Consider the following 15,402-nt stretch of genomic DNA (forward strand, 5'->3'; position numbering starts at 1 on the left):
TCTACATCATATTATTTATCCAAACTGGAAATTGTTAGTGTATATATATCTGATTCAAAGGTAGCACTACCATCATTCTTGGTATATGAGGAACTGTGATCATACACCATACCCAGCTTCTCCATAACCTTTCTGCTGCCTATGTTTTCTTTTGCACACTCCCCTTCAAAGGTGTATGCTCCATATACTTTTACAGCATGTTCCATTAGTGCGCTCATGCCTTCTACTGTGTATCCTTTTCCCCAGTCATCATATCTGTTGACATAGGACAAGGACCAGACATCTCTTTCAACATCATGATTAAGAGCGTATATTCCTACCGCATGTCCATCCTCTTTTTCAGACACCAGCATCAGTATATTAACTTTGGAAGTTGGGTCCTTTTTGGGAAGCCATACTAGTGGCTCTTCCGGAGTTTTACATGCAGAGCCAAGTAAATATTTATAGACTCTCTCATCCATATCCCAAGCTGCCATAACCTTGTAATCCTCAGGTATCAAACGCCTCATTTTAAGTCTTTTAGATTCAACTACTTCTTGAGTTTTCGCAAGTTCCCAAACTTCGCGGCATCTGGTTATTGATTCGCCTTCAGCTATTCTTTTTTCAACAATATCTCTTACTTCTGCACACCAAGAGTTGGTCTTAGTAATGTCAGAACAAAGCTGATCAAGTATAAGATCACATTCTGCCAGTGCATCCGCATATTGTTCGTCAGACAACTCTCCTTCGTCATGCGCAGCATCAAGCTCATCACGATCATCGATCTTGACATCACCTTCCGGTGTAAAGATCACATCAAGGTACTTATCTATGAAAAAAGCTATTCCATCTTCATCATAATCAATGCCCTCTATGATATCCACATACCAGATGGAAGGGCGATACTTAGCGCAAAAGTTCTCAGGATAATTCACTCTTTCTTCATCATGAGTATTATCAGGAAAATACTTTACTGTGATAACTCTTTTGGCGTTATCAGGGATCAGCTCAAGCCATGTCATACCTTCTCCTGTAACCTGGATCCTTCCTGCCTTTGGAGTCTCCCAATAGTTAGCTTCTCCATCAGTAAATCTTATAAGACATGCCAGACCATGAAAGCATTCGCAATCAATCCTCATCTGATAATAAGGATAATACTGAAATCCCCAGCCATCTCTGTTAAGTCTCTTATGCTTCATTATTCTCCCCCTAAAAATCCGTCTGATTTATTTTACTAAAACCATACATTCATTAGAATAGGTAAATCCACACTTAGCGTATAAAGCGCGTCCATCTTCTGTAGCATCCAAACTTATTTCTGTTGCGCCTTTATTCCAGGCTTCATCAATAAGCATGGACACCATCTTCATTCCGATTCCCTGCCTGCGATAATCCTTTGCAGTATAAACATTCATCAAATGGGCACGTTTACCCGTTGGGTGTGAAAAGGTTGGCATGAGCGTTATATAACACATAGTTGCACAGCCCGCAATCCTGTCTCCATCTAAAGCAAGGACTGTCGTCTGCTGTCCATCAAGAAAAAAGCTTCTACTGTTTTCAACAAAGCTTTGGGAGTACTGGTAGTCCGGATCAAGGGAGTTGACCTCCTTAAGCATCTCCAGCCTGCTACTCATCATGTATTCAATATCGTCATTGGTCGCTATTCTTATTTCCATATTTAACCTCATGTCGCGAGTGAAACGAGTGACTAATGGTTCGATATTGGTGGAGCTCGCGACACCAATTCGGGTTTGAAAGTGGAACACTTTCAAACTTTTCCTCTCTAAGAATCAATCTCGATATTGAATTTCACAGTTTCACCACAGTCTATGCACTGATATGGTCCGTTCTTGAGATTGCCACCTCTTCTGAATGCATAGATAAAAGGATAAATAGCCTGCATCGCTACCATGCATACGTTATCACTATTTTCTTTATCAAGATCACTTCCTACAAAACGTATAACATCGCCTTCCTTATATTTGGGGCAATGACTTTCTATTACTGTAACTTTAACCTTGTTATCTGTATAATTCATGCTTTTAATTCCTCGCCTAACCACTTAGCAATTTCAGGATCCGTTTCGTTAGTTAATACAAAACTTATGACATCCTTTTTGCTAAGCATCTTTTTAAGTAATTCCTCGTCCAGCTTATCAAGTAGCTCCAAAAAGCTTATCTGTGAATCAGCCTTTTCATTAAAATAATCCTCTACAAAAAGTATATTTAGAAATAATGTTCCATCAAACGATCTACCCATTCAGGGACAGCCGCATCTTTTATTTCAACCTTTATTAACTCCATATTCTCCTCTACAACTGAAATTTGCTTAATTCTAAAAAACTTGCAGGCCCATATAATCTTCTCTGAGCATGCCATAAATATTATAATCGCAATAAACAGAAACCATTTTCCCTTGGCGAACGGTCCCTTCTTTTATAAAACCACATTTTTCCATAACCTTATTTGAAGCAATGTTTCTTACATCCGCACGCCCATTCAAACGGTCTATTTCCGTGTTCTCAAATATAAACCGTAGCACTTCCTTTAAAGCTTCTGTAGTAATTCCCATATTCCAGTACTCAGGATTAATTCTGTATGCTATATCACCCATTCTGGCATTTTGGATATCAAATACCGCAATCATGCCTACCACTATATTGGATTCTTTCAGTACAATTCCCCAATCAAAATCAGGAGAAGGTTTTCTTTTTACCCAAGGGCGTGGATCAATAAACATAAGTTCAGGATTTTTCTCATTCTTACTTGCTTTTCTGCCCCAATATGTATAGATTTCATCTCTACCAAGCCACTCTTTTAAATCAGGCACATCATTTTCGTTGAGCACACGAATAATCAATCTGTCCGTTTCAAGAATTGGTTTATCTATTTCATAATCTTTTAACATGAATGCTCTCTATTCTCCAAACTTTCTATTTCTTACATGAATACCAATGCTGTGATAGAAAATGTGCCAATCAGAATAGTATTCATAATAATCCACTCATTTTGCTTATTTAAGCAGTTTATCCAGCTCGCAAAGAAGCTTTGCTTTCATCTCCTCAAGTTCTTCGGTGCCGGGTCTGTTACTATCTGCATACATCTTTTCCATTGGGTAACACCAAACGGGGCCCTTGCCATTGTTGCCATAATTCTCTATATCTCCAGCTCTTCTTGGGAAAAGATGCCAGTGTATATGTGCACCACCTTCGCCGTTACCAAGGCATTCATAATTCATCTTTTCGGCTCCAAAGGCGTTCTTTACTGCTTCAGCAACAAGCGTCATTTCCTGCAAATGCTTAGCTCTTGTTTCTATATCAAGATCAAACAATTCCACAACATGATCTTTATATAGAAAAAGTGTATATCCCTTAAAATGCTGGAAATCTCCGATCACTACATATCCCGTCTCAAGTTCCTTTACAAGAAAAAGATTTTTTCCATCTTTTGTTTCTTTAATTCTTTCACATATTCCACACATATAAATTCCCTTCTTTTAATATATAGCTTCCTTCCCTTTCAAGTTGCAATACTTCGCGACATTTTGTCATCTTCTTCGGCCTTCACGGTTAAAAAAGAATCCCAGATTGATTCTAACTTCACGTCTTCCAATATCATTGTTTGTGTAACAACAAGTATCAAAACCAATAATCTCAAATCCCTGATGAAGATAAAAACCTATTGCCTTTGTATTACAGGACTGTGTCTCAAGAATAATAGCTCGGCGATTTTGCTCTTTGCCGACTTCCTTTGCTTTGTCCATAAGACGCTTTCCAAGGCCAATACCTTGAAGTTCGTCTGCTACCCACAATTCTGTAACCATAAGTCTGTTGGACCACTCTTCAGGACACACTTCAATGCAGGCAAGAAGTTTCCCATCATCACCTACAACTCCATAAGCCTCAGCCTTATCCCAATGATCCTGATACAAAGAATCCGGAAAGTCATACTCGTCGGGAGTATGAACAATTTCTTGTTCCGCAGGCTTTCTCACTATCTTGATCGAACATCCTTCTTTATCAAAAGGATCTATTTCAAAATCATAGTAACTGTCACTTCTGGTAGTAAGCGGGATTGGAATCCCTTTCCATTTATCTTTAGGAAGTGGTACTATATCAAATTCTTTTGTCATTCTTTTTCACACTTTCTTTATTCTGGAAAAACTCTTTTTCCATTCTGTTCCAGCCAACAGATTCTCTTAATGATGATAATGATTCAACTGATACTTGTTCGTTATATTTGTAAATCATGTTATTTCCCATAGCTTCAACATCTTCAGATTAATCCACCAAATGATTATCAATAATATACTTGAGATTAGACGGATTGAGCATCCATGCCATAGTCTGCGCTCCGTTTTTATAATCTTCGACCTGCTGCCTTTCTTCATCCGACAATGCATCATATATTTCATGGGCTTTTTGAACAACTGCATCATTTCCCAGGATCGCTGCAACAAATGCCAGCTTTACATGATATTCATCAAAATGCTTTTCGAGTAATTCTCTAACAGCGCCTTCACGGTCACTTTCGAATTTACCGGCAAAATACAATGCTGTCTGATCGATCTCACGCTTTAGTATATCAATCACAGACACAAGTTTATCTTTAGATGATATATCAAACCAATATGTATCATTACCTTCTTTTGGACGAAAACAGTAAACTGCAACAGTATTTTGGACAGGGAGCTTTCCTAGTTTTTTATACACCATGGAGAATTCTGCATTAATACCAGCATACTCATATGAGTGATTCCATTTTGATGTAAAAAAATCAATGACTAGTTCTATATCCTTACATTTTTTCTTAAGACGTCTTTGACTCTTTACATATTTCCAGCCGGTATATTCTTCTAACTCAGAAATAGCTGCCAGCACAGCCTCATCTACAGATAGCATTTGATTCATCTATTATCATCCTCACACAGATCTTTCTATAAATTCATCACCATGCATTATGTTTCCATCTTTTTGAAAGTCATTCCCATATGATTCCTCGACATTGAAGCTTAATAGAATTCAGTTAATTTTCTATCCAGTGCTCTTATTTTCTCATCCGAAGAAATATCTTTTAGTAAAGCTATCTTATCAATTTCTTCTCTATCGATACGGTTTTTCTCGATTATTTCCATGTATTCTTCAGACAAAGATACACCGTAAATAGCTCCATACTCCTCGCGTACTAAATCGCTGAAATAATCCGGCTGAATTTCAAAGTGCGCAATACCAAGCCATTCAGGAACGCATTCAATTCCAAGCTCTTCTTTAGCTTCACGTACCATTGCTTCCCGCAATGTTTCACCAGCCTCAAGGCATCCACCAAAAATCTCCCAGCCTTTTCGCCAATGATTGAAACCCATAAGATAATCATTGCCTATCTTTACAACCAGTAAACAGACGGTTATAGGAGTAAACTGTTTAGCTGCATCCTCTTCATTTACATTTATAAAATCTAGTAGTTTATTTCCAGATGAGTCTATTGCTAGCATATATGTCCTTTCGAAGTAATTACAGATATCGCATTATTAACATATTCAATTTCAAAATAATCCGTGGGGTTAAACTTCCCATGCAATACTTCCTGACCATTAAATCTGATCATCCTTGATTTACTGGCAGCGTCTATTACTTCAACATCACAGAAGTTAAGTAAATACGAACAGATTGCAGTTGCATGAGATACTACCAAAGCAGTCTCTCCATCATTTAATTCCTGCAAAATCTCATCCATTACGTCCTTCATCCTAACTCGAACAATGTTCAGTGATTCACCACCAGGATTATAATAATCATGATTTTGGTATTGCTTTAGCCAGAAATCCTCATGTGCTTCTCCAACTATTCTTTCATGTAGTTTATCTTTCACAATAACTTGTCCATCAAAAAGAATCCTTGCCGTTTCTAATGCTCTTTTATAAGGTGAGGTATAACACTTATCAACATCATAAAACAGATCTTTTTTAGACATAGCAAGCTGTATGCCTTCCTCAGAAAGAGGAAGCATTTCTGTCGAAAGAGCACATCTTTTCGGTATGGAATGTCTCATTAGAAATATCTTTTTACCAGTCATACAGCACACACTTTCCTGTAGTATCTACAAATACTTTACAAATTCATCACCTGCATCCCACAGATGCAATATATCAATATCGCCTGCTGAATTTTCAATAGACTATGTTTGAATTCATACCCTACAAAGAAATCCGAGTCAATAACATCTTCTGACACTTCCTCACCTCTGTAAAAAGGCGGGCATGGATTAAGAACTGCGTTACTGTTAGCCATTTCCATCAGTTCTTTGGTAACCTGATACTCCTGTGCCATATCTTTGGGAAAAGAATCTGTGCACACTATATCTTTGCCAGAAATTGCTTTTCTTAAGTCAGCTATGTTTTCGATCCCTTGAATACTATATTTATCCGGGCAGGACTGCGTCAAAGAAAAGCAAAAAGCATCTGCAGCTTCCTTCCATGCTTTTCCTATGTTGCCAGATGCTCCTACAAATAAGTACTCATCCTTAAGAAAATCTTCCCTGATCTTGGAAAGAGAATACAGATCTGACATCATCTCGCAGGGATGATTATCATCGGTTAATGCATTTATGACAGGAATATTCATCGATTTTGACATCCGATCCAGAAGATCAATATCTTTATATCTCACTACAACCGCATCAGCCCAGTTTTGCAGATAACCGCACACATCCTTTAGATCTTCTTTTTTATCCAGCGTCGAAGGGTCAAATAGAATTGACTGACCTCCAAGAAGATAGATTCCCTTTTCGAAAGAAACTCTGGTTCTGATGCTGCTTGAAGGAAAAAACATCACAACTGTTTTGCCATTAAGAAAGCCCTTATAGTCCTCAATATTATCTGCTATCCTGAAAATCTCAAAAAGTTCTTCTTTTTTGAAATCAGTTAATCTTATGAAAGACTGCATTTCTTTACCTCAATCTATAATTCGATTTATATAGTAAACAGCTTAAGAAAATGCGCTTTGCCAGTCATCAAATGCCCTATATGCCAGCATTATATAACTGCCATAAAGCTTTTTCTAAAGTCGTATACTATAACATGCCCAAATCGAAATAACTTTTGACCCTTGCTGCAATATATAACTATTTCTGAAGCTTCATTTTCAGGAGAGAAACATAATCATCTTCCTCCATTTTTTCTCCTGTAAAGTCAAAACCGTTTTTCTTATAAAAAGCTATTCCTCTTTCGTTTTGCTCAAGAACCCAAAGCCAGTCCGCATTCTTTTCTTTGGTAGCAAAGCTAAGGAGCTTTGCACCAATCTTCTGACTCTGAAACTGCGGCTCTACAAACAATTTTACGATCTGCTTGTCATCAAGCCTTATCATGCCTTTTACTACACCATCATCATAAACATAGGTATTATTCAGAATATCCTGGTTATCCAAATATTCTTTCGCTGTATCGATAACATTTAACTCGCCAAAATAAAATGCATCGTACTTAAAGATTGGATAAAAATTAGTACGATAATTTGTAACTATCAGCTCTGCAATGCGAGATACATCTGAAATTTTTGCTTGTCTTATTGCCATATCATGTCCTTACATCATATAGATACTTATTATGCTATTTGTATACTTTTATTTTTTGCATACAATCTTTTCTGTCAGCTCATTCTGAAGAGTCATGTTCCTGGAAGTCGGTTTGAATCATCAAGAGTACTCTTATTTAAACCTATCTAATAGTTCACTTGGTATTTCTTCATTCTCTTCGATATCGGAACGATTCTCCTCTATTATCTTCTTAAGGGCATTAAGTTCATCCTGATTATCAGCCCAGTCTCTATCATCAAGACTTAATTCTGAGATTTTGAGTCTCGACATAGTTCCTTGTTAAAGTCACGCTACGTCTGCACCATATTTACCAAAATCATAGTTTCATTATTCTACCACAGATCATGGTAATAATATATCAGAAATGCAGAATTAGTATAGATTATTCATCTTAATATTAGTTGTATAAATACTACCCTTGTAGTTATAGACAGGGCAACAAAAATGCCCTGCGCACACTATGTACGCAAGGCAAAGGTAAAAAACCAAATCACACAGTTCCTTCAAATAGAACTTTATCCCCTATCTGAACTCTTTCAACACCTTGTTTCTTCTTTTGATTGAAGTTGAAACTCAGCATATATCCAGTATTCAGATTCCAATAAGTTACTTATTCCGGGTTTTGTAATTTATCACGTATATATTACTTTTCTAAGGGCAGGTCCACAGTTCTCGTGTGGAAGGATCTTGAATCCCTGTTTTACATAGAACTGTTCCTTGCCTTGAGCGGCTATGAGCTGGATGCTGAGCCTTGCGCCTTTGGGAGCTTCTGCCTGTATGATCTCTACAAGCCTGTTCACGATAGTAGATCCGATCTTCTGTCCCTGATACTCAGGTCTTACTACTACATCAACTATGGTAAAATACATTCCGTCTCCAACAACTCTTCCCATGGCTACAGGAAGATCGCCATCTTTAGCTAATATAAAGTAAACGCTATTATTGATTGCTTTTTCTGACTGCTCAGGGCAGAAGTTGTTCCAATCTACCGACTTCCTTAAATCATAATATGTCTGCAAGTCCGGGATCTGCTGTGAATAAGTAATTGCCATAACTTTAAAGTCTCCTTCTGTTTCTTTTGTTTAATGCATAACTACTGGTTCATAGGTCTTGTAATATACCATAGGCTTATCCCCACCTAGATTTATAACTACGTATTTATCTCCGCTATAATTTTGGGTAAAAGAGAATACTTCCGAATCAGGAGCCCATGCTTCATCTTCGATGCTCGCATAAAGGATATTACCATACAGTTCGTCTTCAAGAATCCAAATACCATGATCAGATGGCATATGCTCAAAAGATACAGTTTCTTCACCTTTTTCTACAGTAACAAATGGCACTCTGTTATCGTCATATCCCACTGTGATAGTCACAAGTTCATCATCTTTAGTGGTATAAGTATAGATCCCTGTGTACTCATCTATTTCAGGCATTTCGTGTTTTTGTGAGTCATAAACATATTCGCTTTCTGAATCGCCTGTATTCACAGATACAGTCACGCTATCATTTTCGATTGTAATTGTTCCTTCGCTATAATCATCTTTAAACTCAAGGAGATTATCTGACTTATAACTTGCATTTCCTTCAAAAGTATACGCTCTGTATTCAAATATATCGCAATAATATGAACCATCTTCCTGCTTGATAAGCTCACAATATCCGTATGTTGTTGAAAAGCCTTCTGAACAATAGATCCCGCTGTAATCAGGTTTGTCATCAGCAATTTCAGGATAGGATACATGCTCAAACGTCACTTCGACGAAATCATTAAAGTCGTCTTCCTCGTTCACCTGTGCTTCATCAGACTCTTTGGTATCATCTTCCCTTGTTTCATCAGATTCTTTAGAATTATCTTCATCTGCCTCTTCATCAACTTCCGGATTATCCTTTTCCTCTACTTCTATAGCTTTTTCGTTTTCTTCAATCTCTTCATTTTCTTCTGCTTCTTCAGTTGCAGATAAGTCTTCTGTAACCTGATCTGTACTATCATTTTCATATGAATCATTTGAAAGTTCTATTTTATCTGAGCATCCAACTGTTCCAATGACCATAGCTGATATTATAAAAGATGCAGTTAATCTTTTTATTTTCATTTTATACCTCACTCTTTTTTATAATTTATCAGCCAGAAAACCCATTACCTTTAGGTGATGGGATGAATGGCGTTACATCGCCACTGTTTGTATTATTTGCGATGTTCTCGCTGCTATACGCATGCAGTTGTTTAATTTTGGTGTCTTATAGCCTTTTGGCATTGAAGAAAAATCAATCTTCTTACCTTCTATATCCATAAGAATTGCATAACCAGTAGACATTCTTCCTTTAATAAAATATTCTTTCCCAAAATAACGAACCTTATCAAATTTTCTAAACCCACATATCTTTTTGGTTTCTATAGGTTGCTCGGAGCGAATGCCTTTTGTTTTTTGAAAATCACCATCTGAAATACATTTCTTTTTGTAAAGATTTGTCTTTAGCGCAAAAGAATCACCTTGTGTTGCAATAGTACAGGCATCATGATAATGCTCTTTGTTTACGCCTAATCGAAGACGATTAGCTTTCGTGATATATCCGAAAGTTTCAATAGCACCTGGATATAGTCTAAAAAGTTGTTTGCGAATAGAGTTCATCTGTGTAGCATATTTAAGATTACCTTTAGTTTTTCCGCTTAATTTAGGGTTAATTTTTCCATCATGTAATGCTTTGTGACAAGTATGGCACAATGTAATTAAGTTATCAGCCTCATCACTGCCACCTTGACTACGATAAATTATATGATGTACTTCTAGCTTGGAATCTTTGTGTTTACCCCTGCAACATTGGCAAGTGTAGTTATCCCGATTAAGAACCATTGCTTTAATATTCTCAACCCCATAATTAGCACCCTTTTGATAACCCCAATGTTTTACCTTTGGACTGGCAAGACTTGGATTTTTCATGAGATGCATGTCAAACTGACCTGTCTCAAATACTAATTTTGTAATTGGGAGAATAGATTTAATATATTCTATTTCTTTTACATGACTATGTAACTTACTTTGCATTGTAGGGCTAAATCTATCATTTTTAATAGAATTTGCACGATTTAGCCATTTTGCTTTTCTATATCGTGTTTTACGATTTCGCCTATTTCTGCGATATTTGGCTCGCTGCGTCATCTTATCAGTAATGTCGTTTCTCACTATAATCTCTGATATATAAACAATATCACCGTTGTTTTTACTGACAGCAGTGCCAATAGTCCCACTTCCAGTATCCACACCGAGAGTTAAATCCTGAGTGTAACTGGTTGTTTCATAAGTTAGTTTGATTGTGAAAGGTTCACGCCTTTTGACTTTAGCTTTACCTTGCTTAAGCAATAATCTTGCGATTGTATTACTGCAAGGCATCAGTGGCTTTCCATCTTGAGAAATTACATAAACCATAAATAAGTTTCTCCTTATAAATACTCTACCAAATGGTAGGTGTTGCGTACTATATCATACTGTAACCATACGATTATTCCGACTTCAACTCGACAATGATATATAGGCTTTCTAAGTACATATCACAAGGCTATTCTTACTCTGACCTAACTTAAATATATACGATAGAGCAACGGTCTGTTGCGTCAACCGAAGGTATCATGACCTAAATATCGTAGTATAGATTTCTCTATACTTAGTCTGGTGAACTATTTAACAGAAGCCCACTACCTTTAGGTGGTGGGTAGTTCACTACTAATTCTATACTCAAACCATTCGTCATCTGTCTCGTACTTTCCAATAAGCAGTCAGCAGGTTCCCTTTTTCCTTCTTTATGAACCCCATTGATTCATAAAGATTAATCGCTAGCCTATTGTCAAAGTCCACAAGAAGCATCATATCTTTAGGCTCATTCTCTAGAAGCGCCTTAGCCAAAAGCTGTCTGCCGTAGCCTTTTCTGCGATATTCCTCTTTTACCAGTAGGTCGAATGGCTCATTCTCAGCAAAACAATGAGTAACATCAATATACCCAGTCACAACGCCATCTTCAACTGCCACAAAGGTTTTGAAACGATCAGTAGCTTCCATAACCTTTTCACCGGTCCAATACACATCTTTGGTGTGCATCTTAAGATACTGCTCTGTATATTCTTCAGAAAGAGGCTCAATACATGGAATCTTGCACTCAGGCATTTTATGGGTATACACCATCTTGAGCTGCTCTTTGTCAAAATCCGCGCTGCGCTTTATTAAGCCATCTTTGATCAGATGATTACGCGGGTTGAAAACAAAGTCAGCCTCGTATCCAGGATAACTTTTTTCTATAAATGAAAGTAAATCTTCAACTGCGCTTTCTTCTCTTGTAATTCCAATAAGCAGCTCAAGATACTTTTCCTCAGGAATGATCAAAAGAATGAATAAGCCATTGATTCCATCGCTATTCTCAGTAACAAAACAGTGATGGTCTTTCTTAGTAAGCATATCCTCAGGCTTTTCACCTGCTTCAAGTCTTTGGGTCAGATGAGGATCGGAAAATTTTGAATCCTCCAAGAAGCTGTTAATAAAGGCATCATATTCATTTAATTTAGTAACACTTTTTATCATATTCTCCTCATACAAGAGATGTGACTTATGACAAGTACACATTCCTTTCGTATTTCATTCTTTTTATTTCATTTAAAATGTTATGTATATTTCATACACTATGCTGCACTGCGTGCAGAAAGACTGTAACGCGTATTACCATTTTGTACGCATTACAGTCTTAATGTCAATTACTCTTTTTTATTCCCTTTAACCTGGCTATCTCTCTGACATATCTGTCAACTTGTTCGCCATCTGTTACATCATAATCCTCTTTTAAATTATCAATTAGTCTCTGATAATCCTTGATAGCCTTATCATATTCCTTATGTGCTTCGTGGAGCTGCGCCATAGAGCAGAGACCTTCGACAATTCTTGGCTTTTTCTGCATGTCATAAGACTTTTCATATGCTGCAATAGCCTCGTCATACATTCCAAGTTTTGCATATCCATCACCAAGACAGCAGTGCGCCTGCCAGATATCAGGAAATTCTTTGATCATCTTTTCCCAGATTTCTTTTGCCTCTTTTGTATGTCCTTTTCCAAATGCTACGTCTCCAGTATACAAAAGGTATTGATGATTCTTCTTAGCCTTTTTAATCTGCTCAATGTATGGAAGCGCCTCATCGTACCTGCCATCTGCAATGAGGTTCTCCAAAAGTGCGTAGAGACAGCTATAATTACCCGGATACTTGATCAGAAGATCTTCAAAGAATCTGATAACTTCGAAGTGATTATCATACCACTCATCACCGCACACTCCGCCACTTGCTTCAAGAAAGTCAACCCAGCCACCCTTGTCATCCGGATCCATCTCCAATACCTTCTGGGCGTAGTCTGATGCAAGCTCATGGTCGCTGCGAGCTCTATGATTATAAAGACTTGCAAGATTTCCAATGGCCCTCAGATCCTTAGGATCTAGCTTAAGTCTTTCTTCCAAAAAGCTTATTGCCTGATCAAAGGTATCAGGACTTATTCTTCTTTCATTCAACATCATGTTCTCGATGCGCTTCATCTGCTCTTCGTAGGGAAGCTCAAAAAGCTCATCAATGCTTATACCAAAGAAAATAGCAATTCCCGGAAGGAGGGATATATCCGGGTCACTGGCGCCTGTCTCCCACTTGGAAACCGCCTGATATGATACCCCCAGGTACTCAGCCAGTTCTTCCTGCTTTGCCTGTTTCTGTAATCTAAAATACTTAATCTGTTTACCTATCATATAAAGCCCTTTCTCAACTTAGTGTTGAATTTTTCTATAAAGAAATGGCCATCTCTTTTCTATAATCAGATTATAGGTACAGATTGTATACAAATCAATCGAGAGTATTTTTAGTTGATTCTATCTTTAGTTGAGTCTGTATCTGACGTCAAGTTGGCACAACGTACATTTGTCTGGACAATTATTATCTGTTCTTCATCATATGTTGTTCTATCAAGCAGCTTACCGTTGTGAAAATAGCTAGATCCTCCATGATTCTGGTCTTCCGGATCTCCTTTCATATACCGTTCTATCATTATAGTTAGGTATATGGTCAATACTAAAAATAATTGACAATGATATTCTGCTCCGCTCAAGACTCAGCTGTTTCCGATTCTTCGTCACTTTTATAGAGAAGCGGGAAGCTTTTCTTATCCAATGCATTTAATACAACAAGTAATGTTATGGCAACAAATCCAACAGCCGCCACCAGGATCCATGCATGCTTGTAGCCGTATACATCTACTATTTTACCGATATAGATATTGCCAATAGATGTAACTGCGCCGCAGACTATGTTGATAGCGGAGTTAACCCTGCCCCAATGAGTTGACGGAACACGCCTTGTCATGTACGGTGCGCTGGCTATGGTGCAAAATATTTCACCTAGAGTAAAAACAGTCATCAGCACAAAGTAAAGAGAAATTATCCTGCCCGAAAAGGTATAGCTTACAAGCCCTGTTACTATCAGTACTTCTCCTATAAGAAACTTTCTGACATCTATGATCTTACTAAGAAATGAAGTAATAAGCGGAGTTCCAACTACAACAACTATGGCATTGGTACTTGTCAGAAGTCCAAATATCGTTGCCCCCTTGGCCGCATACAGATTCTCTATATGAAGCGGCAGAAGATAATTGAACTCTGAATATACCAGAGCACAAAAGCCGGATACAGCCATGTACAGGATCAGTATTTTTCTCTCACGAAGGATCTCAAATATTCCCACGCCTTCTTTCTTTTCCTCATATTCGCTGACATGCTTTTTTTCAACACTGAGCTTTTTTATGAAAATAAGGATCAGAAGAGTTGAGGAAAATGTCGCAACTGATGTTAGTATGAAAGCCAGCCACAGATAGCTTTCAAATAATAAGCCGCCAAGTGTCGGCGCAAGTACAAGTCCAAGATTCATGCCAAGATACTGAAGGCTATACGCCTGCTCTCGGTTATCTGAATCGCTAAGATCTGCTACAAGTGCATCGTAGGACGGCCCTTCAATTGTCGCAAAGAGGCCTGCGATGTAGAATAGCGCAACGCTGATAAAAGACAGAGGAATAAGTCCGCTGATAAAATAACAGATAACTGTAACCATATCGCAGCAGACAATTATCTTCTTCCTGTTGGCGCTGTCAGCAAGCTTACCTCCAACCATGACGAGTGGAAGCTGGATTATCGCAAGGACCATATCAATCGTAGCGATAGTCGTTGCGCTGTATCCGAGCTTGTTTTTCAGTATCAATGTCATGATAGGCCAGATGAGAGAGCCCATACTTGTGACTATTCGTCCAAAGAACAGGACATATATTTCTTTACTTAGATTTTTGTATTGTTTTAAAAACTTCATGTCAACATTCCTTTAATTCTGTTTTTATTTTAAGTCTTTTTAATTTAAGTCATCTTTGGAAATCTCGAGTCCCGGATAATGCTCAAGTGTCGTAAGATCAGTATCCATGGGCACTTCGTAAGCCATATAGAAATTATCAGGATATGCCTTCTGAAGATCTCCCAGCTTACTGTCAATCTTTTCTTTATCATTAGAGACGTAGGCAACCGAGACCACGCCTACTTTGTCGTGAGGCTCAGAAGCGCTTTCTTCAACGCTTCCACATAGTATCAAAAATAATGTATCCATATCTTCCTCCCTGCAAAACTATTTGGTTGATTCATCCAACGAAATGCAAATATTTAAGTCTGGGCAATAAAAATGCCCTGCGCACAATTTGTACGCAAGGCAGAATAAACCATGATTAATAAACCTGTCTTAGAATGAAGATTATAAGCATATGGTTATCTATCTTGAGCGTAC

At 37.7% G+C, this 15,402-nt stretch carries 22 protein-coding genes; all 22 read right to left on the reverse strand.

The annotated features are described in order from the left end of the window. Positions 1–11: 11 nt before the first annotated feature. A complete protein-coding gene (locus WAA20_RS14900; protein WP_073388071.1) occupies positions 12–1,178 on the reverse strand; it encodes a GNAT family N-acetyltransferase in 1,167 nt (388 codons plus the stop codon). A 27-nt stretch (positions 1,179–1,205) separates the two neighbouring features. Beyond that, positions 1,206–1,655: a GNAT family N-acetyltransferase gene (locus tag WAA20_RS14905; RefSeq protein ID WP_073388069.1), complete on the reverse strand. Its 450-nt coding sequence runs from the start codon at positions 1,653–1,655 to the stop codon at positions 1,206–1,208. Between the two features lie 107 nt (positions 1,656–1,762). Continuing rightward, positions 1,763–2,017: a TIGR04076 family protein gene (locus WAA20_RS14910; RefSeq protein WP_073388067.1), complete on the reverse strand. Its 255-nt coding sequence runs from the start codon at positions 2,015–2,017 to the stop codon at positions 1,763–1,765. Beyond that, positions 2,014–2,238, reverse strand: a complete 225-nt coding sequence (locus WAA20_RS14915) for a hypothetical protein (protein WP_073388065.1) — start codon at positions 2,236–2,238, stop codon at positions 2,014–2,016. The genes WAA20_RS14910 and WAA20_RS14915 overlap by 4 nt, the downstream gene beginning before the upstream one ends. A 75-nt stretch (positions 2,239–2,313) precedes the next feature. After that, positions 2,314–2,886 (reverse strand): GNAT family protein, encoded by a 573-nt coding sequence (locus tag WAA20_RS14920; protein WP_073388063.1) that lies wholly within the window; start codon positions 2,884–2,886, stop codon positions 2,314–2,316. A gap of 105 nt (positions 2,887–2,991) precedes the next feature. Continuing rightward, positions 2,992–3,459 (reverse strand): HIT family protein, encoded by a 468-nt coding sequence (locus WAA20_RS14925; RefSeq protein WP_073388062.1) that lies wholly within the window; start codon positions 3,457–3,459, stop codon positions 2,992–2,994. Positions 3,460–3,525: 66 nt separating this feature from the next. Beyond that, entirely contained in the window at positions 3,526–4,110 is a 585-nt protein-coding gene (locus WAA20_RS14930) for a GNAT family N-acetyltransferase (protein ID WP_073388060.1), read from the reverse strand. Next, positions 4,094–4,240 (reverse strand): hypothetical protein, encoded by a 147-nt coding sequence (locus WAA20_RS14935; protein WP_167562723.1) that lies wholly within the window; start codon positions 4,238–4,240, stop codon positions 4,094–4,096. The genes WAA20_RS14930 and WAA20_RS14935 overlap by 17 nt, the downstream gene beginning before the upstream one ends. An 18-nt stretch (positions 4,241–4,258) precedes the next feature. Continuing rightward, positions 4,259–4,888 carry a hypothetical protein gene (locus WAA20_RS14940; RefSeq protein ID WP_073388059.1) on the reverse strand — a complete coding sequence of 210 codons (630 nt, stop codon included), beginning with the start codon at positions 4,886–4,888 and terminating at the stop codon, positions 4,259–4,261. Between the two features lie 101 nt (positions 4,889–4,989). Continuing rightward, complete coding sequence (locus WAA20_RS14945) at positions 4,990–5,469, reverse strand: NUDIX hydrolase (RefSeq protein WP_073388057.1); 480 nt, start codon at positions 5,467–5,469, stop codon at positions 4,990–4,992. Next, on the reverse strand, positions 5,463–6,050 hold the full coding sequence (locus WAA20_RS14950; RefSeq protein WP_081373845.1) for a histidine phosphatase family protein: 588 nt from the start codon (positions 6,048–6,050) through the stop codon (positions 5,463–5,465). The genes WAA20_RS14945 and WAA20_RS14950 overlap by 7 nt, the downstream gene beginning before the upstream one ends. A 35-nt stretch (positions 6,051–6,085) precedes the next feature. Continuing rightward, positions 6,086–6,919, reverse strand: coding sequence for an ornithine carbamoyltransferase (locus tag WAA20_RS14955; protein WP_073388053.1), 834 nt, complete (start codon positions 6,917–6,919; stop codon positions 6,086–6,088). A gap of 178 nt (positions 6,920–7,097) precedes the next feature. Beyond that, positions 7,098–7,547 (reverse strand): N-acetyltransferase, encoded by a 450-nt coding sequence (locus WAA20_RS14960; RefSeq protein WP_073388051.1) that lies wholly within the window; start codon positions 7,545–7,547, stop codon positions 7,098–7,100. A 132-nt stretch (positions 7,548–7,679) separates the two neighbouring features. Further along, complete coding sequence (locus tag WAA20_RS14965) at positions 7,680–7,838, reverse strand: hypothetical protein (RefSeq protein ID WP_167562722.1); 159 nt, start codon at positions 7,836–7,838, stop codon at positions 7,680–7,682. A gap of 362 nt (positions 7,839–8,200) precedes the next feature. After that, entirely contained in the window at positions 8,201–8,620 is a 420-nt protein-coding gene (locus WAA20_RS14970; RefSeq protein WP_022758834.1) for a GNAT family N-acetyltransferase, read from the reverse strand. A 30-nt stretch (positions 8,621–8,650) separates the two neighbouring features. Next, on the reverse strand, positions 8,651–9,664 hold the full coding sequence (locus WAA20_RS14975; RefSeq protein ID WP_073388049.1) for a hypothetical protein: 1,014 nt from the start codon (positions 9,662–9,664) through the stop codon (positions 8,651–8,653). A gap of 72 nt (positions 9,665–9,736) precedes the next feature. After that, positions 9,737–10,996, reverse strand: coding sequence for an RNA-guided endonuclease IscB (gene iscB, locus WAA20_RS14980; protein ID WP_073388047.1), 1,260 nt, complete (start codon positions 10,994–10,996; stop codon positions 9,737–9,739). A 318-nt stretch (positions 10,997–11,314) separates the two neighbouring features. Continuing rightward, positions 11,315–12,139, reverse strand: a complete 825-nt coding sequence (locus WAA20_RS14985) for a GNAT family N-acetyltransferase (protein WP_073388046.1) — start codon at positions 12,137–12,139, stop codon at positions 11,315–11,317. Between the two features lie 166 nt (positions 12,140–12,305). After that, positions 12,306–13,337: a helix-turn-helix transcriptional regulator gene (locus WAA20_RS14990; RefSeq protein WP_073388044.1), complete on the reverse strand. Its 1,032-nt coding sequence runs from the start codon at positions 13,335–13,337 to the stop codon at positions 12,306–12,308. Positions 13,338–13,447: 110 nt separating this feature from the next. After that, a complete protein-coding gene (locus WAA20_RS14995) occupies positions 13,448–13,618 on the reverse strand; it encodes a hypothetical protein (protein WP_167562721.1) in 171 nt (56 codons plus the stop codon). Between the two features lie 71 nt (positions 13,619–13,689). Then, positions 13,690–14,940, reverse strand: coding sequence for an MFS transporter (locus tag WAA20_RS15000; RefSeq protein ID WP_073388042.1), 1,251 nt, complete (start codon positions 14,938–14,940; stop codon positions 13,690–13,692). Between the two features lie 39 nt (positions 14,941–14,979). Beyond that, positions 14,980–15,228, reverse strand: coding sequence for a hypothetical protein (locus WAA20_RS15005; RefSeq protein WP_073388040.1), 249 nt, complete (start codon positions 15,226–15,228; stop codon positions 14,980–14,982). Between the last annotated feature and the right edge of the window lie 174 nt (positions 15,229–15,402).

Source organism: Butyrivibrio fibrisolvens (assembly GCF_037113525.1).
GTDB classification, from domain to species: domain Bacteria; phylum Bacillota; class Clostridia; order Lachnospirales; family Lachnospiraceae; genus Butyrivibrio; species Butyrivibrio fibrisolvens.

Bases quoted from the DNA above. Each gene is read 5' to 3' on its own strand.
- WAA20_RS14900 (WP_073388071.1), bottom strand. From the start codon at position 1,178: ATGAAGCATAAGAGACTTAACAGAGATGGCTGGGGATTTCAGTATTAT.
- WAA20_RS14905 (WP_073388069.1), bottom strand. From the start codon at position 1,655: ATGGAAATAAGAATAGCGACCAATGACGATATTGAATACATGATGAGT.
- WAA20_RS14910 (WP_073388067.1), bottom strand. From the start codon at position 2,017: ATGAATTATACAGATAACAAGGTTAAAGTTACAGTAATAGAAAGTCAT.
- WAA20_RS14915 (WP_073388065.1), bottom strand. From the start codon at position 2,238: ATGGGTAGATCGTTTGATGGAACATTATTTCTAAATATACTTTTTGTA.
- WAA20_RS14920 (WP_073388063.1), bottom strand. From the start codon at position 2,886: ATGTTAAAAGATTATGAAATAGATAAACCAATTCTTGAAACGGACAGA.
- WAA20_RS14925 (WP_073388062.1), bottom strand. From the start codon at position 3,459: ATGTGTGGAATATGTGAAAGAATTAAAGAAACAAAAGATGGAAAAAAT.
- WAA20_RS14930 (WP_073388060.1), bottom strand. From the start codon at position 4,110: ATGACAAAAGAATTTGATATAGTACCACTTCCTAAAGATAAATGGAAA.
- WAA20_RS14935 (WP_167562723.1), bottom strand. From the start codon at position 4,240: ATGGGAAATAACATGATTTACAAATATAACGAACAAGTATCAGTTGAA.
- WAA20_RS14940 (WP_073388059.1), bottom strand. From the start codon at position 4,888: ATGAATCAAATGCTATCTGTAGATGAGGCTGTGCTGGCAGCTATTTCT.
- WAA20_RS14945 (WP_073388057.1), bottom strand. From the start codon at position 5,469: ATGCTAGCAATAGACTCATCTGGAAATAAACTACTAGATTTTATAAAT.
- WAA20_RS14950 (WP_081373845.1), bottom strand. From the start codon at position 6,050: ATGACTGGTAAAAAGATATTTCTAATGAGACATTCCATACCGAAAAGA.
- WAA20_RS14955 (WP_073388053.1), bottom strand. From the start codon at position 6,919: ATGCAGTCTTTCATAAGATTAACTGATTTCAAAAAAGAAGAACTTTTT.
- WAA20_RS14960 (WP_073388051.1), bottom strand. From the start codon at position 7,547: ATGGCAATAAGACAAGCAAAAATTTCAGATGTATCTCGCATTGCAGAG.
- WAA20_RS14965 (WP_167562722.1), bottom strand. From the start codon at position 7,838: ATGTCGAGACTCAAAATCTCAGAATTAAGTCTTGATGATAGAGACTGG.
- WAA20_RS14970 (WP_022758834.1), bottom strand. From the start codon at position 8,620: ATGGCAATTACTTATTCACAGCAGATCCCGGACTTGCAGACATATTAT.
- WAA20_RS14975 (WP_073388049.1), bottom strand. From the start codon at position 9,664: ATGAAAATAAAAAGATTAACTGCATCTTTTATAATATCAGCTATGGTC.
- iscB (WP_073388047.1), bottom strand. From the start codon at position 10,996: ATGGTTTATGTAATTTCTCAAGATGGAAAGCCACTGATGCCTTGCAGT.
- WAA20_RS14985 (WP_073388046.1), bottom strand. From the start codon at position 12,139: ATGATAAAAAGTGTTACTAAATTAAATGAATATGATGCCTTTATTAAC.
- WAA20_RS14990 (WP_073388044.1), bottom strand. From the start codon at position 13,337: ATGATAGGTAAACAGATTAAGTATTTTAGATTACAGAAACAGGCAAAG.
- WAA20_RS14995 (WP_167562721.1), bottom strand. From the start codon at position 13,618: ATGAAAGGAGATCCGGAAGACCAGAATCATGGAGGATCTAGCTATTTT.
- WAA20_RS15000 (WP_073388042.1), bottom strand. From the start codon at position 14,940: ATGAAGTTTTTAAAACAATACAAAAATCTAAGTAAAGAAATATATGTC.
- WAA20_RS15005 (WP_073388040.1), bottom strand. From the start codon at position 15,228: ATGGATACATTATTTTTGATACTATGTGGAAGCGTTGAAGAAAGCGCT.